Annotated in this window: 12 protein-coding genes and 1 pseudogene; 7 read left to right on the top strand and 6 right to left on the bottom strand. The window is 71.6% G+C overall.

Annotated features, from left to right (window positions below):
- From AC068B_RS24150 to AC068B_RS24140, 3 genes and pseudogenes are all read left to right on the top strand, one after another.
- Positions 1–183: pseudogene (locus AC068B_RS24150) on the top strand (hypothetical protein); the annotation flags it as partial.
- Positions 184–372: 189 nt separating this feature from the next.
- Complete coding sequence (locus AC068B_RS24145; protein WP_478673744.1) at positions 373–738, top strand: ArsR/SmtB family transcription factor; 366 nt, start codon at positions 373–375, stop codon at positions 736–738.
- Between the two features lie 644 nt (positions 739–1,382).
- Positions 1,383–3,014 (top strand): M4 family metallopeptidase, encoded by a 1,632-nt coding sequence (locus AC068B_RS24140; protein ID WP_478673743.1) that lies wholly within the window; start codon positions 1,383–1,385, stop codon positions 3,012–3,014.
- A gap of 98 nt (positions 3,015–3,112) precedes the next feature.
- Here AC068B_RS24140 and AC068B_RS24135 read toward each other — a convergent pair whose 3' ends face one another.
- Both AC068B_RS24135 and AC068B_RS24130 read right to left on the bottom strand, forming a co-directional pair.
- The gene (locus tag AC068B_RS24135) at positions 3,113–3,451 is read right to left on the bottom strand and encodes a thioredoxin family protein (RefSeq protein WP_478673742.1); all 339 of its coding nucleotides are present in this window, start codon (positions 3,449–3,451) and stop codon (positions 3,113–3,115) included.
- Between the two features lie 67 nt (positions 3,452–3,518).
- Positions 3,519–4,658 carry a PucR family transcriptional regulator gene (locus tag AC068B_RS24130; protein WP_478673741.1) on the bottom strand — a complete coding sequence of 380 codons (1,140 nt, stop codon included), beginning with the start codon at positions 4,656–4,658 and terminating at the stop codon, positions 3,519–3,521.
- An 87-nt stretch (positions 4,659–4,745) separates the two neighbouring features.
- Here AC068B_RS24130 and AC068B_RS24125 point away from each other — a divergent pair, with 87 nt between their 5' ends.
- The 4 genes from AC068B_RS24125 to AC068B_RS24110 all read left to right on the top strand — a co-directional run bounded on the left by AC068B_RS24125 (position 4,746) and on the right by AC068B_RS24110 (position 9,584).
- On the top strand, positions 4,746–5,801 hold the full coding sequence (locus AC068B_RS24125; RefSeq protein WP_478673740.1) for a ferredoxin reductase: 1,056 nt from the start codon (positions 4,746–4,748) through the stop codon (positions 5,799–5,801).
- Positions 5,802–5,808: 7 nt separating this feature from the next.
- Entirely contained in the window at positions 5,809–6,939 is a 1,131-nt protein-coding gene (locus tag AC068B_RS24120) for a fatty acid desaturase family protein (protein ID WP_478673739.1), read from the top strand.
- Positions 6,940–7,509: 570 nt separating this feature from the next.
- Entirely contained in the window at positions 7,510–9,033 is a 1,524-nt protein-coding gene (locus AC068B_RS24115; RefSeq protein WP_478673738.1) for an MFS transporter, read from the top strand.
- Positions 9,034–9,086: 53 nt separating this feature from the next.
- Positions 9,087–9,584, top strand: coding sequence for an FBP domain-containing protein (locus AC068B_RS24110; RefSeq protein WP_478673737.1), 498 nt, complete (start codon positions 9,087–9,089; stop codon positions 9,582–9,584).
- A gap of 27 nt (positions 9,585–9,611) precedes the next feature.
- On the opposite strand, the gene AC068B_RS24105 is transcribed toward AC068B_RS24110, so the two are convergent.
- Genes AC068B_RS24105 through AC068B_RS24090 form a run of 4 tightly spaced genes read right to left on the bottom strand, consistent with a single transcriptional unit; the run spans position 9,612 to position 21,058 of the window.
- The gene (locus AC068B_RS24105) at positions 9,612–11,426 is read right to left on the bottom strand and encodes a hypothetical protein (protein ID WP_478673736.1); all 1,815 of its coding nucleotides are present in this window, start codon (positions 11,424–11,426) and stop codon (positions 9,612–9,614) included.
- A complete protein-coding gene (locus tag AC068B_RS24100; RefSeq protein ID WP_478673735.1) occupies positions 11,419–16,680 on the bottom strand; it encodes a hypothetical protein in 5,262 nt (1,753 codons plus the stop codon). The genes AC068B_RS24105 and AC068B_RS24100 overlap by 8 nt, the downstream gene beginning before the upstream one ends.
- On the bottom strand, positions 16,677–19,892 hold the full coding sequence (locus AC068B_RS24095) for a hypothetical protein (protein ID WP_478673734.1): 3,216 nt from the start codon (positions 19,890–19,892) through the stop codon (positions 16,677–16,679). Before AC068B_RS24095 ends, AC068B_RS24100 begins: the two co-directional genes overlap by 4 nt.
- Positions 19,889–21,058, bottom strand: a complete 1,170-nt coding sequence (locus AC068B_RS24090) for a Kelch repeat-containing protein (protein WP_478673733.1) — start codon at positions 21,056–21,058, stop codon at positions 19,889–19,891. Before AC068B_RS24090 ends, AC068B_RS24095 begins: the two co-directional genes overlap by 4 nt.
- Between the last annotated feature and the right edge of the window lie 15 nt (positions 21,059–21,073).

Here is a 21,073-nt window from a genome sequence, read left to right as displayed (position 1 = left end):
GGCCTCAAGGGGGAGATCGAGGACATCCTCGTCACTCTGGGGACCCAGTACCACCTCATCCGTCCGGTGACCGGACGGTCGGGCAACGGCCTGTTCATCTACCTCGTCATCGAAAAGGCCCGGTCGAACCTCGCCATGGCGCGCCGTCTCCTCAAGCGCACCGAGGAGCAGATCGAGGTGTGAGCTCCGGCGCTTTTTCTGCGTCCGCTACTTGAAGACTTCTTCAAGCCACTACCTCTGCAACTTCCGAACTCTCGGATCGCGTGGCCCCCGGCCGGGGAAGATGGGACGTCACGCCGGGCGCGGCGGCGGCCAGGGCCGCCGCCGCGCCCATCCCAGGGCCTCATCCGCGGCAGGAAAGTGAGAGATCCCGTGCAGGCGCCTCTCTACCAGGTCAAAGCAGAGTTCTTCCGCATGCTGGGGCACCCGGTCCGCATCCGTGTCCTGGAACTCCTCCAGAACGGGCCGGTATCGGTACGGGACCTGCTCCTCGAGATCGACGTCGAGCCCTCGAACCTCTCTCAGCAACTCGCCGTACTGCGCCGCTCCGGCATCGTCGTCTCCACCCGCGAAGGCACCACCGTCACCTACGCCCTGGCCGGTGGCGACGTCGCCGAACTCCTGCGTGCGGCACGCCGCATCCTCACCGAACTCCTCGCCGGCCAGACCGCCTTGCTGGCCGAACTCCAGGACTCCGAGCGGCCCGAACAACCCACCGCACACTCGCCCCAGCCCTGACTGCGTCCGACTGCTCCCCTCTCCCACGTGACCAGGCCCCTGTACGCCGCCCATGCACGGCGCAGGCGATCGGATCGACACCTCGATGGCGCACTCGGCGCGGGTCTTCAAGACGGTCGTGCACGTCTGGGCCGCCGTGAACGTCGGTGCCCGCGCCGGTAACGCCCCGAACGTCCTCGATGTCGGCGTCGATATCGTGCACACTGGCGCGGTGACCTCCAGGTCGACTTGGAAGTCACCGACGGAACGCTCTACTCGTTGCAGGGGAGCAGCAGTTCGGACCCCGCGGACAACGTCCGCGGACAACGTCAAGGAGATCTGCACGGTCAACGCCCGCTCCGAGCTGCCAAGAGGCTCCGCCTCACCGCGGCGCATCGCCGCTGCGGCAATCAACTCTTCGGCGCGGCCGCCACGTTGCCGACTCCGACCGCCTTCGTGTTCTGTTCGCATTGCGTACGTCGACCATCGTTCAACGGACTATTTCCGGCCAACATCCAGTCAAAATGCTGACATGTACCTGGTTGAAATGACACGCTCCCCCGCAACACGCTGCACGTACAGCGACAAGCTGTACGCCCGCATCGCGTCTTTTGCTGCTCCGGGCGGCCCTCCATGCCTCCCGGGCCCCCACAGATGGAGCCCGCGTGACCTCTCACATATCCCGTAAGCGCTCGATGCTGGCGATCTCCACCGCTGTCGCGGCCGGAGCGCTGCTGGCCGCCGGACTGACCACCGGCGCCTCCGCCCAGCCGGGCAACGACACCGAGCCGTCCGGCTCGCCCGTCGCCCTCTCGGCATCGGCTCGCGCGGACCTCCTCCAGGACGCGAACGCCGAGAGATCGGCGACCGCCGAGAAGATCGGCCTGGGCGCCAAGGAGAAGCTGATCGTCCGCGACGTCGTCAAGGACGCCGACGGCACCACCCACACCCGCTACGAGCGCACTTACGAGGGCCTGCCCGTCCTCGGCGGCGACCTCGTCGTGCACACCGCCAAGAGCGGCAAGGTGAAGAGCGTCACGAAGGCCACCAAGGCCACGGTGAAGGTCGCCTCCACCGACGCGAAGCTCGGCAAGTCCTCGGTCGCCAAGTCCGCCGAGTCGACCGCCGCGAAGGCCAAGACCAGCAAGGCCGACGCGCAGTCGCCGCGCAAGGTGATCTGGGCCGCCGAGGGCAAGCCCGTCCTCGCGTTCGAGACCGTCGTGACCGGCATGCAGAAGGACGGCACGCCGAGTCGCCTGCACGTCATCACCGACGCCGCGACCGGCAAGAAGCTGTACGAGTACCAGGCCATCGAGAACGGCACCGGCAACAGCCAGTACAGCGGCAAGGTCACGGTCGGCTCCAAGAAGGGCACGAGCGGGTACGAGCTGACGGACAAGGCCCGAGGTGGCCACCGCACCTTCGACCTCAAGCACGCGGAGAGCGGCACCGGCAAGCTCTTCAAGGACGCCAACGACGTCTGGGGCAACGGCAAGCCTTCGAGCGCGCAGACCGCCGGTGTCGACGCCGCCTACGGCGCCCAGCTCACCTGGGACTACTACAAGTCCGTCCACGGCCGTAAGGGCATCAACGGCGACGGCAAGGGCGCGACGTCCCGTGTCCACTACGGCAACGGCTACGTCAACGCCTTCTGGGACGACAGCTGCTTCTGCATGACGTACGGCGACGGCGAGGGCAACAAGAAGCCCCTCACCTCGATCGACGTCGCGGCCCACGAGATGACGCACGGCGTCACCTCGGCGACCGGCAACATGGAGTACAGCGGAGAGTCCGGTGGCCTGAACGAGGCCACCTCCGACATCTTCGCGGCGGCCGTGGAGTTCAAGGCCAAGAACCCCAAGGACGTCGGCGACTACCTCATCGGCGAGAAGATCGACATCAACGGCGACGGCTCGCCGCTGCGTTACATGGACAAGCCGAGCAAGGACGGCGGCTCCCTGGACAAGTGGAGCTCCAACGCCGGGAACGTCGACGTCCACTACTCCTCGGGCATCGCCAACCACTTCTTCTACCTGCTGTCCGAGGGCAGCGGCAAGAAGCGGATCAACGGCGTCAACTACAACTCGCCGACCGCCGACGGTTCCAAGGTGCTTGGCATCGGCCGCGGCAAGGCCGAGAAGATCTGGTACAAGGCCCTGACGACGTACTTCACGTCGACCACCAACTACAAGGCGGCCCGTAAGGGCACGCTGAGCGCCGCGAAGGACCTGTACGGCGCCAATTCCACTGAGTACAAGCGCGTGGCCGCTGCCTGGACCGGCGTCAACGTCAAGTAACCCCCGGTCAGTCACGTAAGGGGCGGCGTCCGAAACGGACGCCGCCCCTGTCGCGTTCACCGCACCAGCACCCCGCGGCCACGTGTCGCGGCGGCCGCTCAGAGGTGGTCGTCCAGGAGCTTCCGTACCTCGGCGGTGGTCATGGGCCCCGTGCCGTGGGCCACCGCCTCGCCCTCCTTCAGCAGGACGTAGGACGGGGCTCCGGTGACCCCGTATCGTTCGGTCGCGGCCGGGCAGCGCGTGATGTCGGCGCGGACGGCCGTCAGGCGGCCCGTGTACTCGTCGGCGATGCCGCCCACGACGAGGTCCATCACTCGGCAGGGCTCGATTGCCTTGGGCCAGGTCCCGATGAAGTACGCGAGGACCGGCACTTTGCTCATCCCGAGGATGAAATCGAACTCCGCGTCCTCACGGGGCCGGTGAACCCGCTGCGCCATGGAAGCTCCTGATCTCACGTTCGTCATTCCATCCCCATCATCCCTTGCGCGGTGTGCCAGGTCGGCGTCAGCCGCCCCGGAGGCCGACCGCCAGGGTCAGTTCAAGGACCCGCTGTGGCGATGCGAGGTCCGGAAAAAGGTCCCGCAGCTGCGACATCCGGTACCGGACCGTCTGGGGATGGACGAACAGCGCCGCCGCCACCTCGTCCCGCCTGCCTTGGTGCAGCAGCCACGCCCGCAACGTCTCCTCCAGCCGCCGTGCGGTCGCGGCAGGCAAGGTCCGCAACGGCGCGAGGGCCCGGGCACGCAGGTCCGCGAACGCGTCCGCGTCGGCGCTCAGCACCAGCTCGGGCAGGTGGTCCTCGGTGTCGCGGATATCGGCGGAGAGGGAGCGCGCGCGTACGGCTCGTGCGTACGAGGCGGACGCACGAGTCCACGGCCGGGCCGGGCCGACCACGGCGGTGCGCTCGGTCAGCTGCCGCAGGAGACGTGATCGGTCGGCATCGGGGACAAGTAGCACACCGGTGGCGTCCGGCAGATCGTCGAGGACGAGGGTGCTCGGGTCGAGCGTGCGGTAGGCGGGCCGGGCCTGGGGGGCGGGGAGCAGGACCGCGGTCAGCGAATCCGGGGGCTGCCACCCGGCCCGTTGCGCAGCGGTCAGCAGCACGTCCGGGCTCGCGCCGGCGAGGAGGTCGCGGGCCAGGAGTTCCAGGTGGCGCTCGTGGGCCCTGCCCCGGGCGGCCAGCTCGTCGGCGTGGCCCGCGGCGCTCGCGGCGGAGAGCTCGTCGATGTACGCGAAGGTCAGCTCGGCGAACTTGGCGACCTCGGCGGCGGGCAGCCCTGCGGGTACGGCACCCGCTGCCAGGCACCGCCAGGCCACACGGGCGCCGACGCGGTAGGCGCCGAGCAGGGCGTCCATCGAACGGCCGTCGCGCACCTCGCCGCGGCCCAGCTCGTAGGCCGCGTCACCGGCGTCGCCGCCCGTGGCCTGCCCGCTCGCGAGGTCCAGGTAGTGCCCCAGGGCGGTGCGGACGGCTCGGCGGATGGTGGCGCCCATGCGGCCCGAAAGGGCGTTGGCGTAGGGAGGGACCTCGTCGATGATCGCCTGGACGATCTCGTCGGCGGTGGTCCTCAGCGCGGCCCGAAGCACGGTGACCGTCGTCTCATCCAGGGTCAGCTCGCTGGCCCTCCGGATTGCATGGCTCACGTTTTTGTTCCCTGCGAACAATTCGGTCGACCAGATTTACGTCCTGCGGTCAGGACTTTACGCCTTGAGGCACAGCAAGCTGTAGCCATGACGAGTACAGCCCTCCGCAGCAGGGCGTGGAAACTACTGGAGATGGTCACGACGCCGCTGCTGCCGTCGGACTACCTCGACCTGGTCAGCCCGCTGCGCGCGGGCGCTGACCTGCGTGGGCGCATCGAGGCCGTGCACCCCGAGACGGGTGACGCCGCGACCATCGTGATCAGGCCCGGCCGGGGCTGGCGCGGCCACACGGCCGGTCAGTACGTGCGGATCGGGGTCGACATCGACGGGGTGCGCCTGTGGCGTGCCTACTCCCTCACCTCGCCGACACACCGCCAGGACGGCCGCGTCACGATCACCGTGAAGGCGATCCCGGACGGCAAGGTCAGCAACCACCTGGTCCGCAGGGCGAAACCGGGCACGCTGATCCAGCTCGACCAGCCGACCGGTGACTTCGTGCTGCCGCAGGCCAAGCCCGCCAAGGTGCTCTACCTGACGGCGGGCAGCGGCATCACTCCTGTGATGGGTATGCTGAGAAACACCGAGTTCGACGACGTCGTCATGATCCATTGCGCGCCACGGCCGCAGGACGTGATCTTCCGCAACGAACTGCACGACCTGGTCGCGGACAAGAAGCTGCGGCTCACCGAGGTGCACACCGACACGGACGGCATGTTCGACATCGCCCGTCTCGACGAACTCGTGCCCGACTGGACCGAGCGCGAGACCTGGGCCTGCGGGCCCGCGGGCCTGCTCGACGCCGCCGAAGAGCACTGGACCGGGCACGGCGTACTGGAGCGCCTGCACACCGAACGCTTCCGCCCCAGCATCGTTGTCGCCGGTGACGGCGGCGAGGTCACGTTCAGCGCCACCGGCAAGACCGTCGACGCGGACGGCGCCACGCCGTTGCTGGACGTCGGCGAGGAGAGCGGCGTGCTCATGCCCTCCGGGTGCCGCATGGGCATCTGCTTCGGCTGTGTCACGCCGCTCAAGGCGGGCGCCGTCCGCGACCTGCGCACCGGCGAGATCACCGAGGCCGAGCCGGGTGTCCTCATCCAGACCTGCGTGTCCGCCGCGGCGGGCCCCTGCGACATCGAACGGTAGGAGCACCTTGACCGCCATCGACCCCACCGCCCACCTGACCGCGGAGCAGATCGAGGAGCTCGGCCGCGAGCTGGACGCGATCCGCGACGAGGTGATCGCCGACCGCGGCGAGAAGGATGCCGCCTACATCCGCAAGGTCATCTCGGCGCAGCGCAAGCTCGAGCTGGCCAGCCGGGGCGTGCTGCTGTTCTCGATCTTCCCGCCCGCCTGGCTGATCGGCACCGCCGGTCTGTCCGTGGCGAAGATCATGGACAACATGGAGATCGGCCACAACATCCTGCACGGCCAGTGGGACTGGATGCGGGACCCGAAGATCCACTCCACCACCTGGGAGTGGGACCACGTCTCGCCGTCCGAGCAGTGGAAGCACTCGCACAACGAGCTGCACCACACGTACACCAACGTGATCGGCAAGGACAACGACCTCGGCTACGGCATCATGCGCGTCGACGAGGACCAGAAGTGGCACCCGCTCCACCTCGGCCAGCCGCTGTGGAACTTCATCAACGCCTGCTTCTTCGAGTACGGCATCGCGGCGTACGACCTGGAGCTCGGCAAGAACCTGGACAAGCGCCGCCGCAAGAGCCCGGAGTTCCGCGCGCGGGCCAAGGCCGTGGGCCGCAAGATCCGCAAGCAGGTGCTCAAGGACTACGTGATCCACCCGCTCCTCTCGGGCCCGTCGTTCCTCCCCACGCTCGGCGCGACGTTCACCGCGAACCTGGTCCGCAACATCTGGACCCACTCGGTGATCATGTGCGGGCACTTCCCCGAGGGCGTGCAGGTCTTCGAGCGCCGGTCGATCAGGGGCGAGACGCGCGGCCAGTGGTACCTGCGCCAGATGATGGGCTCGGCGAACATCAGCGGCAGCAAGGCCATGCACTTCATGACCGGCAACCTGTCGCACCAGATCGAGCACCACCTGTTCCCGGACCTGCCCAGCAACCGGTACGCCGAGGTCGCGGTGAAGGTGCGCGCGCTCTTCGAGAAGTACGAGCTGGAGTACGTCACCGGGCCGCTGCCCAAGCAGGTGTTCTCCGCGTGGCACAAGGTCTTCCGGCTCTCGCTGCCGAACAAGAAGCCCAAGGTCAATGGCAAGGCCAAGACGCCGGACCGCGAGCGGGAGCTGGTCGCGGTCTGATTCCCGGTATCGGTTCCGATCTTTCGGCCGTAGCGGCACGGTCGGAACCGCCGGGTTCGGCGAGACCCGTGCGGTCGGAAAATCCGGTCGCGCGGTGGCGGTGATGGGATAGCCTGTCCGGGATTTCGCGCGGCAGGTCCTCTGCCGCCCCGTTCGGCGCGCTCGGCGTCGACACGCACCGCGTGCCCTGCCCGGAAGGAGGCGAGAGACATGGACCGTGCTGAATGCGTTGCGGCCATAGTTGCCTCCGGCCGTGTGCCCTCCCTCCTCTGCGGCGCGCGGTAACTCTTCCCCCTTCCTGTTTCTTGTCTTCGGCATCTTCCTGAGATGCCGCGTCACGAGACGTCCTGGCCTGCGCGGTTCGTCGCCGCGCGGGTGGCGGGGGCGCGTGCCCGAAGACGGGCCCTTCTCTTGCTGGTCACCGTGATCTCGGCACTCTCCGCCGCACGACCGGCAAGAGCGCCGCCATGCCGTGTCCCCGTGCTGCGTACACCGGCCCGTCGTCACCACTGCGACCGTCCCCGGCCGGCTGTCTCGACAGCACTTCGACACGAAACATGCGTGATCTCCATGAGCAAGAAACGTCCCGGAGGGGAATCACTCCCGTCCGCCCCTTCCACGGCCACCGACCGTTCGGCATCGGCACCGGCACCAGATCCGAAGCGCTGGTGGGCGCTGGCCGTCATCTCCCTCGCCCAGCTGATGGTGATCCTTGACGGCACCATCGTGAACATCGCGCTGCCCTCCGCCCAGCACGCCCTCGGCATGTCGGACGCCGACCGGCAGTGGGTGATCACCGCCTACACGCTGGCCTTCGGCGGGCTGCTGCTGCTCGGCGGCCGGATCGCCGATCTGGTGGGCCGCAAGCGCACCTTCGTCATCGGCCTGGCCGGGTTCGCCGCGGCCTCCGCACTGGGCGGTGCGGCGGCCGGTCCCGGGATGCTGTTCGCGGCACGGGCCCTGCAAGGCGCGTTCGCGGCGCTCCTTGCGCCCTCGGCCCTGTCGCTGCTGACGACGACGTTCACCGACCCCAAGGAGCGGGCCAGGGCGTTCGGGGTCTACGGCGCGCTGGCCGGCGGCGGCAGCGCGGTCGGGCTGATCGTGGGCGGTCTGCTGACCGAGTACCTGAACTGGCGCTGGTCCCTGTACGTCAACGTGCCCATCGCGCTGGCCGCCCTGCTCGGCGCACCGGCCTTCCTGCGCGACCGCTCAGGCCGCCGGGGCGGGCACCTGGACATGCCGGGCGCGCTCCTTGGCTGCGGCGGGCTCGTCGCCCTCGTGTACGGCTTCAGCGAGGCCGAACCTCGCGGCTGGACCAGCCCGTCGGTGCTCACGCTGCTCGTGGCCGGGGTGATCCTGCTCGCCGCCTTCGTGGGGTGGCAGAGCCGCGCGGCGAGCCCGCTGCTGCCGCTGCGCATCGTCAAGGACCGCGTCCGGGCCGGATCGCTCGCGACGATGGGCCTGGCCACCATCGGCATGTTCGGCGTCTTCCTGTTCCTGACGTACTACCTGCAGGTCGTCCTCGGCTACCCGCCGGTGCGGACGGGCCTGGCCTTCGTGCCGATTTCGGCCGGGATCGTCATCGGCGCGACCCAGATCGCGGCCCGTCTGCTGCCACGCACGGCGCCGCGCGTCTTGATGTCGTCCGGCATGGTGCTTGCCGCCGTCGGCATGGTGCTGCTCAGCCGCCTGACCGTGCATGCGCAGTACGTCCCGCACGTGCTGCCCGCCCTGCTGCTGCTCGGTCTGGGCATGGGCCTGACCTTCATGCCCGTCTACGCGACGGCCACCGCGGGCGTGCCCGCGCAGGACGCCGGTGTGGCCTCGGCCGTCCTCAACACCGTTCAGCAGATGGGCGCTTCGCTGGGCACCGTACTGCTCAACACCATCGCCACCGGCGCCACCAGCCGTTACGTCCACGCGCACGCGCACGATCCGGCCCACGGCGACGCGACCCTCGACGAAGGCATGGTGCACGGCTTCTCCGTCGCCTACTGGTGCTCGGCGGGCGTCCTGCTGCTCGCCGCCCTGGTGGCGGGCCTCACCGTGCGGCACAAGACGCCGAAGCTCGCCGGAAACGACGCACCGGCCTAGCGAGCCGGGCTCGTGCCCCGCCACCGTCCACCTCACCCCTCGAAGGATCCTTCATGAAGCCCCTGACCGAGCACGACATCCGTACCTCGTTCGTCAACTGCTCCAAAGGCGAGGCCAAACGCCTCCCCCTGCCCAAGAACCTGGCGGACCTCGACCACTGGGACGACCTGGACTTCCTGGGCTGGTTCGATCTCTCCGCGGCCGATCGGAAGTATCTCGTCGTCGAACGCGCCGGTGAACTTGTCGGCCTGTCCCTGCGCTCCGCCTCCGGCAACCGCGGCTTCCTGCGCCGCAGCCTCTGCTCGCTGTGCCTGACCACGCATCCCGGCAGCGGCGTCTCCCTCATGACCGCCCCCAAGGCAGGCCCGGCCGGTCGCCAAGGCAACTCGGTGGGCCTCTACATCTGCTCCGACCTGGACTGCTCGCTGTACGTGCGGGGGAAGAAGAAGGCGGCACCGGGCGGGCGCATGGAGGAGTCCCTCACCGTCGAGCAGCAGATCGAGCGCCTGTGCGGCAACCTCGACGCGTTCGTGGAGCGGGTCTTCCAGTGAGGCCGACAGGCGATGACCAATAGCTGATCAGGTGGAGGTGTCGGTCAGAACGTCGAACGTGAGGCCGCTGGAACGCTCGCCGTGGCCGGTGCCGCGCTGCGCCGAGAGCCAGACGACGACACGGCCGTCCCGCCACCGGGTCCTGTTGAAGGCGACGGTGACCCGCGTGCCGGTGCGTGCGACCTCCTCCTCGTTGACGAAGTACGGCCGCCCCGCGTCCAGCCCCTCGCGCAGCAGAGCCGTGCGTGGCCGGACCGGGGTGCCGTCCACCTCGCTGGGCATCGCGGCGCGCTGGAGCTGCACGCTCCGGGTGTCCCCGGGCACGTGTACGGGGATGAAGGGGATCCAGTTCTCCGGGACGGGGCTCGCGATCTTGTAGGCGACGTCGGCGTGCGGTTCGTCGACGGGACCCGGCGGGTGCAGCCTGCGCCGCTGGGCGAGGTGCTCGGCGGCTGCCTCGTCGCCGTTGCGCCGTCCGCCGTCCGCCAGTTGGACCGTCTGCTCGATGCCCCAGACGAGGTTGGCGTTCTCGTCCCGTACGAGCGCCACGTCCTGCAGCGCGGGGCCCGTGGCGACCTTCGGGGTGCCGGGCGGCAGGAGCAGGCCGGTCCCGCCGTCGGCGCCGAGCGTGAACATCGACCAGCGCTGCCAGTCCTGCCGCTCGCCCGTGCCCGCCGGGGTGATCCAGCGGCGCTGTCCGAAGACGTCGGTGACCGCGAGCCCCTGGATGGTGGCGAGCGTTCCGGCGGGCACGTCGCAGGGGAGCTGGTACCAGTCGTTGCTGAAGACGAGTGCGAACTCCAGGAAGATCAGCCGGGCGAGGTCGGTGCTGTCCGGGGTGACGGCGGCGAAGTTCGTGTTCCCGTCCTCCAGCGCCCACCAGCGCGGCAGGGGCATCCCGGCGTAGGTGACGGGTGCCGGGAACACGGTGCGTCCCGCCGGTACGGGCGTCGGGCCCGTACCGCCTAGCGAGCCGCCGGGATCGGTGGAGAAGGCGTACCAGTCGAGCTCACCGCCCGGGTACTCGGCGGCCGTGAGGACCTGCTCGCCGCCGCCGGGGGCGGGTGCGGAGACGGCGAAGGAGTGTTCGAGGCGCCTGGCGTTCCAGGTGGCGTCGCCGTCGGGCCGCTCCGTGGTCGCTCCGGTCGGCTGGTCGATCAACTGGTCGAACCAGGACGTCAGCCGGGGCGCGAGCGCGTCGAGGGCCGCGCGGTGCGGGCCGGGCAGATCGATGCCGTCCGAGGCGCGTCCGCCCGCCTTGAGGTGCTGGTAGAGCAGGTAGCCGTCCATGCGGCGCCCGGCGAGCGCCTGCATCGTCGCCCAGACCTCCGGGTGCGCGACCAGCGCGCTGTCGGCCTCGTCGGCGGGGTCGGGCAGCGCCACCGGGTAGCGCGCGGTGAACTGCTCCGGTACGTCGTGCGCGCGGAAGACCGGCGGGTCGGACACCAGCTTGCGCCAGCGGCGGCCCAGCGCCAGACGCAGATCGAAGGAGGTCCGCTCGGCGCCGGACACGAAGGGCAGCGGACGGCGTTCGGCGACCGTCTCCAGGGGCCGGTCGGCGGGCAGCGGCTCGGACGGCCCGCCCTCCGGACGGAACCGGCCCGGCGCGCTGGTCGTCACGGCGTACCGCGCGGTCACGGGCGAGCCCGCGTCGGCGCCCTGGAACTCGCCGAGCTGCCACTGCCGGGTCAGCAGCCACAGCGCGTCCCGTACCTCCGCCCGCAGCGCGCGGTCGAAGTCGGTGGTGCGCGGCCTGCCTTCGAGCCGGTTCCAGACGCCGACGGCGGGGTGCGCGCGGTCCCGGAGCGCTCCGGCCAGATCCGCGATGCGTGGCTCAGTCATGGTCGGCCTTCCAGCGCACGTTGGCGATCGAGAGATCGGTGCTGATGGTGATCGGCTGCGTGGTCGCCGACATGAGCGTGGCGGGCAGCAGGTGCCCGTACGCGCTGTCCTCCAGATGTACGGGCTCCACGGCGCGGGACCTTGCCATGTCGAAGGTCTCGTGGACCGCTGCCACCAGGTCGGAGGTGTCCCAGGTGCCGGTCCGTACGGGCGGTACGACGAGCAGCATCGCCTGGGGCGGTTCGGAGTCGGGACGGTCCACGTCGGCGGTGATCGCGGTGGTCTCCAGATCGGCGGGAATCACCTCGGTCCACTCGTCGAGCAGCAGTCCGCAGTGCGGCTCGTCCTCGTCCGCGCCGCGGGCGTAGTGCGCCGTGAACAGCAGCCTGTCCTCGGTGATCGCGGCGCCGGGGGCGAACTCCATGCCGAGCCAGTGGTCGTTCTGGCGGAACGGGAGCTGGACGGGGGTCAGCTCGGGCTCCTCCTCGTCGTCGCGCAGCGCGGAGCTGAGCAGCACGGCACGCTCCCACAGCCGCGGCATCTCGCGGACCCGGGCGAGCCCGTGGATCCAGTCGTCCAGCGGGAAGTCCCGCTTCACGGGCGCCCGGGTCAGGTGCTCGACGAGCTTGTCGCTGTCCCTGCGCGCCTTGGTCCACTCGGCGATGAGCGCGTCGGGCGGCGTGAACTCGGGCACGGCGAGGACTTCGGGGCCGAGCATCGCCCGGAGCGCCTCGGTGGCCGCCGCGACCCGGTCGGGGCCGGTGATCGCCTGGTCGTACTCGGCGAGCGCGGCATCGGCCGAGGCGAGCCGGACGGCGATGTCGGCGCGCAACGCGCGTGCCCGGTCCAGGAGTTGCCTGCCGAAGGCGACGACCCGGTCCTCGACGGGCGTCAGGTCGAGCCCGCCGGGGTCGAAGCCGGTGAGCGGCAGCAGGTCGCTGACATCGTCGAGCAGCGCGCCGAGCGTGCTCCGCGTCGTCCGCGCCTGCTGGTTCAGTGCCTGGAGGCGGTTGCGGAAGCTGGTGCGGCGGTTGCCGACGATGCTGCGCAGTTGCCCGGGACTGTTGGGGAGAGTGACCGTCGGTGTGGTGGTGAGGAGCCGTTCGGCCTGCTGGAGCACGCGGAAGCGCTCGCTGACGGGGGTGTTGGAGGGCAGCGTGTCGTACTGGGCGAGCAGCGCGTCGGCATCGGCCAGTGCCCTCGTCATGCGTGCCGCGGTGGCGGCGACGGCGGCAAGCACGTCGGCGTACGCGCTGCCGCGCCACTGGACGAGTTCGCCCCAGCCGCTGCGCACCATCCCGAACCCGCTTGCTGTGGTGGCGAGTTCGGCATAACGGGTGAGGAATCCGTCGATGGCGGCGAGCACCGCGGCCCGTGACGGCTGCGCGGGTGGGTCCGGGTAGAGGGGGGAGAGGTCGTGGACGAAGTCGGCGGCCTCGTCGTCGAGGTCGGTGAGGGAGTCACGGACGGCGGCGGGCCGTGCGCGGGACAGGGACACCGCGTCGTCGGCGGCGCGGTCCACGGTCGCGGTGCCCGCGGCGGGCATGAGGTCGCTGGTGCGCAGGGGACGCGAGGTGGTCAGCAGGGTGCGCAACGCGCCGATGAGCGGGGAGAGTTCGAAGAAGGTGACCTTGCCGGGGACACGGACGGTGTGGCCGATGGTGAGGGCGACGTCGGGGCGCGGATGGTCCTTGTCGAGCACGGCGCCGATGATCCGGTCCTCCAGGTCGGTCATCGCCTCGGCGCCCGTCGAACGGACCGTCCACAGCAGGCCGATCGGGTCGAGTCCGAGGTCGTCGAGGGCGACGACGCGGCTTCGGGCCTGCCCGTTCACCGGGTCGGTCCAGGTGACGCGCGCGACGACGTCGTCGGTGTCGGGAAGCAGCCCCTCCAGCCAGTCGTCGACGGCGGGTTCGGCCTGTGCCCTCGGCGTGGCGTGGCTGTCCGGGCGCAGCCCGGGCCGCAGCCGCAGTCCGAAGCGGTGGGTGAGGGTGGTGCCGCTGCGCGGCGTCTCGATCACGGAGGGCTCAGGCGGGAAGCCTGCCTTGGCGTAGGCGTCGAGAGTCGCGGAGGCGCGCTCGGTGTTCCCGGCCAGTGCCTGGTGGGCGCTCTCGGCCACGGCGAGGTCGGCGAGCGCGTCGTGCACGTCGAGCAGCGCGTGGACCTCGGCGGTGATGGCCGCGGCCTGGCCAGGAGTGGCGGGCGGCAGCACGTCACCGAGGCCGAACGGGTAGGTGTCCGGCACTCCGGAGCGGGTCACGTGCCGGACCAGGGCGAGGCCGTCGACGACGTTGCGTGCCTCGACCTGCTCGATGGGGACGGCATCGGAGGGGTCGGTGGCCGTCTGCGCGATCTTCCCCGCGCGCAGCGGGAACCGTTCGCGCAGCGCGGTGATGAACCGGTCGACCTCCGCCTCTTCGTGCCGGTCGTGCAGGCCGCGCTCCAGGCGGTAGCCGAGCAGCGCGCCCAGCGGCTGGCCCTGTCGAAGCCCGTCGAGGAGGCTCAGCGCGATCCGCACCCGCTGCGAGCTGAGGTCCACGGCGAAGGTGCTGGGGCTTTCGGGGGCCGCGTTGGCCGTGTATCCGGCGCGCAGGACGGCGGCGGTCCTGGCGTGGCCTGGCGAGGGGGCGTGGACGAAGCCTGCATTGTCCGGGTCGTGCAGGAGCGGCGCGCCGCCGCTGAAGATCTCCGCGAGCTTGCCGGTCAGCTCGACCGGGGTGAGCTGGGCCGCCCGGGGCCGGACGTCCTCCAGCCAGCCGTACGCGCCGAGGTGCAGGCCCGGACGGGGCACCGTGCCGCCGTTCGCGCCGAACCGCAGCTCTTCCAGGCGTGCGGTGGCCAGGCCGGTGCGCCAGGCGTCGAGCCGGTAGGTGGCCAGGTCGAGGTGTTCTGCGAGCAGCCGCTCGAGGCGGGCCGTGGGCAGGTCGGCGAGGATGCCGAGTGCCGTGATCTGTTCGGCGAGTTCGGCGGTGGCGGGGGTGCTGCCGATCGTGCCCGGGATGAAGTCGGCCAGGAGCTGGTCGGGGCTGCCCGTCACGGCGCGCTCCGGCGAGTACAGCCTGCGGAAGCGGCTTTCGCTGGGCAGGGCCTGCCCGGGTTCCGGTAGGCGTACGTGTACGAACGGCGGGTCGGCCGTGAGCTCGTCGGGGGCGGCCACCCCGGCGGCGACGGCGAGGTTGCGGGCGGCGTCGGCCCAGCCGACGAGCACCGCGTGCCGCAGCAGCAGGTACAGCAGCGCGGAGGGCGGGGTGTCGTCGGTGAAGCCGAGTTCGAGTCGGACCGTGTCCAGGCCGTGGGCCGCTTCCTGGGCGAGCCAGCGCAGGTAGTTGCGGCCGTCGGGGGTGCTGGCGTGCACGGGGTCGGTCTCCGACAGGGGCCGGTCGTCGACCAGCGGTGCGAGGAGCGGCTGTTGGAAGTCGGTGAACAGTTTGCGCAGCAGGTCGGGGTCGTGGTCCGGGCTGCCGTTGTGGTGCCCGAGCCTGGCAAGGAGCGCGCGCAGCGGTCCCGGCATGTTCAGCCGGTCCAGGGCAGGCAGCACGGCGGCGCCCCGGCCGCCGAGGTTCTCGCGGTTGAAGATGTCCTCGACGCTCTGCGCGTACCGCTGGTGGTACTCGGCCGAGGTGGGGTGCAGGGCGAGGATGTCCAGGAGGAGCTGGTGCGGGTCCTCGGCATCCGCACCGGATAGAGAGGTCCTGCCGAGACGGGCGACCTTGTCGGACGCTGCCCGCCAGTCCTGCGCCGCCGCGCTCAACAGCTGGTTCAGGCCGCGCAGGTGGACGGCCGATTCGGGCCAGGTGAGGCGGGAGAACGCGGTGGTGGGCAGGATGCCGTAGGGCTGGCTGCCGACCCGGACGGCCGGGACGGGGCCACGCCCGGAGACGTAGCGCAGGAAGAAGTCCCTGGTTTTGCGAACGGTCTCGGCGTCGAGGACCGGGTGCAGGGCGGTCGGGAGGAAGGAACCCCAAGTCACCGGCCACAGCGCGGTGTTGGCGGCGCGTGCCTCGCGCTGGTCGGTGCCGTCCGCGTGCGGCATTCCGTCGACGACGGCGGGCGGCAGGCCGAGCAGGTCGGCGAAGCGCCGCCCATCGGTCCCGGTGGTCCAGTCGGTGGCCTGTGCGGCCTGTGCCGCCCGGGGGCGCAGGGCCGATTCCGCCTCGTCGGTGTCGCTCTGTCCCGCGGGCAGCCGTTCGGTGTTGTTGGTCGGGGTGCCCTGCGGCAGCAGCGCATAGCCGTCGGGGCCGCGCAGTTGCTGCGTGATCAGGGCGGAGAACTGCTGTGCGGACTTGACCGGGTCGGGCTGTGCGCGCAGGCCGAGGACGAGCAGCTGGTCGAGGCCACCGCGCGTACGGTCGTCCAGCGGGACGCGCAGTCCCATTCCGACGGCGACGGCGCGGTCGAAGTCCGTGAGCCAGCGCAGTTCGTCGGGGACGTGCAGGGCCCCGGTGACCGGGTCCACGGAGACCTGGTCGGTCGCGGCGGGGTCGGGGCTCACGGGCAGCGTCTCGGGCACGGCCGCACCGGTCGCGGACAGCACCTGAGTTCCACCGACGTAGCCCAGTGCCTGGAAGCGGTCGGGCAGCAGTCGGGCGCGCGCGGCACGGGTCCAGGAGTCGGGGTCCGTGGCACCGGCCGCGGGCGGCGGAAGCACCAGGAAGGCCACTTGTACGGCGTCGCCCGTGGCGACGGGCGCTCCTTCGACACCGGCGGGGCGCAGGGCCCGGATGGCGGCCGCCCGGGTGGTGCCGGTCGCGGTCTGCAGCGCGGCGTCGGCCTGCCGGAGGAGGCGACGGTCACCGTGCGCGCGCCAGACGGCGGTCCAGTACGTCACCGTCGGCAGGCGGTCCGCGGCGGCCACCGGCTTGGGGCCGACGGCCACGAGCACCGTCGTGCCCGCGGGGACGGCGACCGGCTCGTCGGCCGGGTTGGCAGGAACCCGCTGGCCGAGGAGCCAAGCGGCGCGTCCCGGGGCGATCCGACCGGCCAGTTCCTGCCGGGCGGCACGGAGCGCCGCGGGGTCCCGCGCCGCGGCCCAGCGCGCCGTCCAGTAGGCGTCGAGGGCGGCGATCTCGGCCGGTGTGGGCCGGGGTTCGAACTTGTCGACGGCCCATTCGTCGGGGAACACCCGGATCAGGAGCTCGGTCGGGGTGAAGCGGGTCTCGATCCGTAAGGGAGCGAGGAGGACGGGAAAGTCGTCGCTGAGCTGCGTCGTGGCCAGCGGGGCCGACGTGGCCGGGGGCGTTGTCGAGTGCGTCATCGCGGCAGCATTTCCTGTGCGTGGACGGCCACCAGGACCGGCACCTGGAAGAGGATGTAGGCGAGGTCGGCGGAGCTGAGCCCCGCGTGCCAGAGCGGCAGGTTCTCGTCCTCGGCGCGCTGTTCCCGCTTCTCCTGGTCGTCCTCGGAGCCGTCGAAGCCGACCAGGGGAACGGTGACTTGGGGATCGAGTTCGAGGAACCCGCGTGCGTGCGGGTCCACGTCGGTCCACGACAGGTCGTTCCACACCTCCACCGGGGTGGGCGCCGCGTCGTCGACCCCGAACCTCGGATCTCCGGGGCGTTCCTTGAGGACGAAGAACCAGCCCGCGTCGGCGGGCGGATCACCGCGCGCCTCGTCGGCGTCGAGGTCGAACCCCAGGAGCGTGATGTCGGGGTCGATCTTCGCCTCGTACAGCGGAAGCCGCACCAGTGAGTGGGGTGGCCTGTCCTCGTCGGGGAGGGTGACCGGCACCCGTTCCTGGGTGCGGTCGGGCAGCCCGTCGGCGCCGGTCGGCCACTCGGCCCGCTGCGCGTAGACGGCGGCCGTCGGATACCGCTTGAGCAGCTCGCCCCGCACGACCAGGACCAGGTCCTCCTTCTGAGGGCCCGCGCCGACGGGGTGGTTGGCGTTCTGGCCGAGCCGTGCGGTGGTCGGCCAGGTGTGCAGCGGCGGGATGTCGTAGCACCGCTCGCGTCGGCGTTCGGCGCTCTCGCCCGGCCTGAGCTGCGCGGTCCTGGGGTCCCAGAACTGCCGGAAGGGGCTGCCCCGCTGGTCGGTGGGGTACTCCCGCCAGAGCAGCTCGCGCGCCATCTCGTGGTTGAGTCCTGCGAGGTAGGACTCGATGAACTCGCGGTTGTTGGCGAGCAGGGTGATCGAGTTCTGTGGAAGGAGGCCGAGGTTCGGGACGAACGCGTCCACCGACTGGTCGAGGATCGCCTGATAGGTGGGCAGGTCGAAGACCGGGTACGCCATCGCCTCGATGAAGTCGTCGGCGAACGGGCGCAGCCGCTCGGGCAGTCCGACCGACCCCAGCAGCGTCCTGGGCACCGTCGTGTCGGCGCGCAGCGCGGTCAGCACCGACCCGGTGGCGAGGGCGACTTCGAGCCGCGCGCGTGGCGGGGTCCTTCCGACGGACGTGGCGATGTTCAAGCCCTGGTACAGCTCGCGCAGCGCACCCTTGAAGCGGGCCGCCTCGGGGCTGTCGGTGGTGCCCTGCCTGGGCACCACCGGGTCGCCCAGCTCCCGCAGCCGGAAGTCGGGGCTGTGCGGCAGGCTGTCGACCGGGTCCGCGGCGGGAGCCCCGGGGTGCAGCTCTTCGGCGAGCCGTTCCACCGTGACGATCCCGACCGGGGTGGCCTTGGCGGGCGCGGCCGTCACCGCCGCCGAAGGGTCGTCCATCCGGGGCACGAGCGCATCCGGCGGCCGCTCCGCGGTGAAGGGCAGCGTCCGCATCAGCCGCGATCCGGGCCGGGTGATCCGCCGCATCGCCGGGGAGAGCGGCGCACCCGCCACCTGGCTGGCGGCCACCCGGAACCCGATCGCGACCTTCTCCGCCTGACCGTTGAGCGCGGCGACCGCCTCGGCGGGGGCCCCGGCCACGGCGGCCGTCACCCGCGAGTGCGCGGGCGCCGTCAGCCGGAGCGAGCGCCCCGACGGCGCGGCGGCCAACTGTGCCACGGAGGTGCCGCCCGCCGGATCCAGGTGCTTGGTCTGCAGTACGTGTCCGACCTCGCGGGCCAGTTGCGCGGCGCGGATCCGCGCGTTGGCGGCCAGCACGTCGCCGACCTGCGCCCAGGCCGCGGCCATCAGCTCTTCCTGACGTGCCCGGACGGCCTGCGTGCCCAGCTGTGCGGCGACGCGGAAGCGCGGGTCGAGGTTGAGCCTGTGGACCCAGTTGCGGTTCTCCGGCGAGGGGACGGGTGTGCCGTCCTGACGGGTCAGCAGCCTCGGCGTGAGCGCGTGCCACCTGCCGTACAGCGAGGGCGTGAGGAGGGGGTCGGACGCCGCTGCAAGGGGCAGGGCGGCGATCGGCGGCGTTTCGAGCGTGGCGTGCGCCGCGGCCGGTGTGTGGCGCTGGTAGTCGTCCGCCAGGTTGATCAGCGCGGCCAGGGCGCTCTGGAAGGGGTGTGGGTACGGGGCCGCGGGCGGTGGCCGGTCGTGGAAGTTGTCCCAGTTCTCCGCGTCGTCGGGCGGCGCGCCCGGCGGCTGCGGCACCTTGAGGGCGCCTCCCATCGGCAGGACGCCGCCGAGTGCGGCCGGTGTCAGGATCCCGGGCAGGCCGAGGCCGGGCGAGCGGTGTACGTCGATGTCCCTGCGCCCCACGCGCGGGTCGGGCCGCTGGGGACGCAGCAGGCGCACGAGGGCCTCGAAGTCGCCGGAGCTGCCCGTGGTGAACTGCCAGCGGTGGTAGTACGGCAGGTGCCCCGAGGCCGGTCGGCCCGCGTAGGGCGGGCCCCACGCCAGGTACACGGCGCCGGGCGAGCCCGTGGGATCGAGGCCGAGCCCGGCAAGACGGCCGGTCTCAAACGCCGGTACGAGGAAGGCCTCGTACGCCGTGTCCGGGCGCAGCCTGCGCGGACACATCAGCCGAGAGCAGGCATTGTCCGCGTTGGCGCGGAGCACATCGGCGAGCGCGGCAAGGGCGGGCGCCGTGCTGTCGGAGGCGACCGGCCCCGTCAGCGAGCCGTTGACGTGCACGTGCGCCCAGGCGCCGAGCTGTTCGGGCCGGGGCAGGGTCGCGGCGGTGTCCCGTACGGCGATCACGGGCAGCGGCCCGCTGCCCTGCGGGCTCTCGGTGAACTCCGGGGCCGCGCCGTTCGCCGCACCGGTTCCGGCGGTGAGCACGACGAGGGCGAGCCAGGGGGCAAGGCGTTTGGTGGCGTCGTCGGGCGGGGCCGGGCTGTAGCGCCAGGGGAAGTCCTCGTCGCAGAACTCGATGTGGGCGAGGTAGTTCGGCTCGTAGTTGGTGGTGGCGGGCCGCGGTTCCGTACGGGAGACGGCACGCGGGTCGATGCCGGTGACGTCCCCGGGGCCGTACAGCTGCACGTCCCGTTCGATCTCCTGCACCAGCGGCCCGCCCTTGAGGGGCTCGCCCGAGACGCGGAGCCGGACCGGGACGGCGGCGCGCGCCGAGGTGCCGGGGTCACCCGTGATGCGGGTGGCGATCCCGGCACGCAGCCAGGGCAGGAACGAGTACGCGTTCGCGGTCACGAGGCGCCACCCGCGGTGAAGATCTCCGTGCTCGCCGTCAGTTCGGGCAGGTCGGGGTCGGCGGCCGCCGACCCGGTGCGGGCCGTGCCGCCCGTGACGAGGACTTTCCCGCCGGGCAGCGGGGCGGCGGCGAAGGCCCACCGGCCCTCGGTGAGGCCAGCGGCCGGGGTCCAGGCGTCCGCGTCGGCGTCGTAGAGGACCGCGCTGCGGTAGCCGGTCTCGTCCTTGTCATCGGCGGCGCCTCCGATGACGAGGACTCCGTGCTGGCCGAACGGGAGCGCGCGGTGCAGGGCCCGCCCCGACGGCATGTCGGTCGCCGGGCTCCACGTCCCGGAGGTGAGGTCGTACAGCTCGGCGGTGCGCTGGCTGAACGGGTCGAACGGGCCGCCGCCCGGTGCTCCGAGCGCGGTGCCGCCGGTGACCAGGACCTTGGTGTCCGAGAGCTTCGTGGCCTGGTGGTGGCTGCGGGGCGCGCGCAGGCTGCCGGTCGGTGCCCATTTCTTCGTGCCGGAGTCGTACAGCTCGCAGAAGGCGAGGGACGGGTCGTCGGCGCCGCCGACCGGCGCGGTTCCGCCGCAGACCAGCACCGCACCGCCCGCGAGGGGCACGGCGGTGTGTCCCGTACGGGCCTCCGTCATGTCGCCCGCCGCCGACCACGTGCCCGCCGCCGGGTCGTACAACTCGGCCGTGTGCAGGGCCTTGGTGGTCTGCGCCGACCGGACGGTGGTGCCCCCGGCGACGAGTACCTTGCCGTCGGCGAGCAGGACCGCGCTGTGGCCCGCGCGGGGCCCCGCCATGCTGCCGCTGGGGGCCCAGGCGTGCGTCGCCGGGTCGTACAGCTCGGTCGTCGCGAGCGAGGGCGCGCCCCGCGAGGCGCCGCTTGTGCCCCCGGTGGCGAGGACCTTCCCGTTGGCGAGAAGGGTCAGGGTGTGCAGCCTCCGGGGGGTGTTCAGGGCTCCGACCAGGGCCCACGTCCCGGCGGTGGCGTCGCGGACGGCGGTCTGGCTGACGGCTGCACCGGTGCTGTCGGCACCTCCCGCGACCAGCAGGGCGCCTGCGTTGGAGAGGGGGACGGCGTTGTCGTGCTGCCCGTACCAGGTGACGGCCTCGGGCAGGCCCGGCGCGGACGTCCAGGACCGGGTGGCCCGGGTGGAGATGGTGGTCATCGAAGCTCCTCGGGT

It is taken from the genome of Streptomyces sp. NPDC042371 (assembly GCF_056437465.1).
This window is presented reverse-complemented; position numbering and strand designations above follow the sequence as displayed.

Bases quoted from the DNA above. Each gene is read 5' to 3' on its own strand.
- AC068B_RS24125 (WP_478673740.1), top strand. From the start codon at position 4,746: ATGACGAGTACAGCCCTCCGCAGCAGGGCGTGGAAACTACTGGAGATG.
- AC068B_RS24100 (WP_478673735.1), bottom strand. From the start codon at position 16,680: ATGACGCACTCGACAACGCCCCCGGCCACGTCGGCCCCGCTGGCCACG.
- AC068B_RS24115 (WP_478673738.1), top strand. From the start codon at position 7,510: ATGAGCAAGAAACGTCCCGGAGGGGAATCACTCCCGTCCGCCCCTTCC.
- AC068B_RS24090 (WP_478673733.1), bottom strand. From the start codon at position 21,058: ATGACCACCATCTCCACCCGGGCCACCCGGTCCTGGACGTCCGCGCCG.
- AC068B_RS24110 (WP_478673737.1), top strand. From the start codon at position 9,087: ATGAAGCCCCTGACCGAGCACGACATCCGTACCTCGTTCGTCAACTGC.
- AC068B_RS24135 (WP_478673742.1), bottom strand. From the start codon at position 3,451: ATGGCGCAGCGGGTTCACCGGCCCCGTGAGGACGCGGAGTTCGATTTC.
- AC068B_RS24105 (WP_478673736.1), bottom strand. From the start codon at position 11,426: ATGACTGAGCCACGCATCGCGGATCTGGCCGGAGCGCTCCGGGACCGC.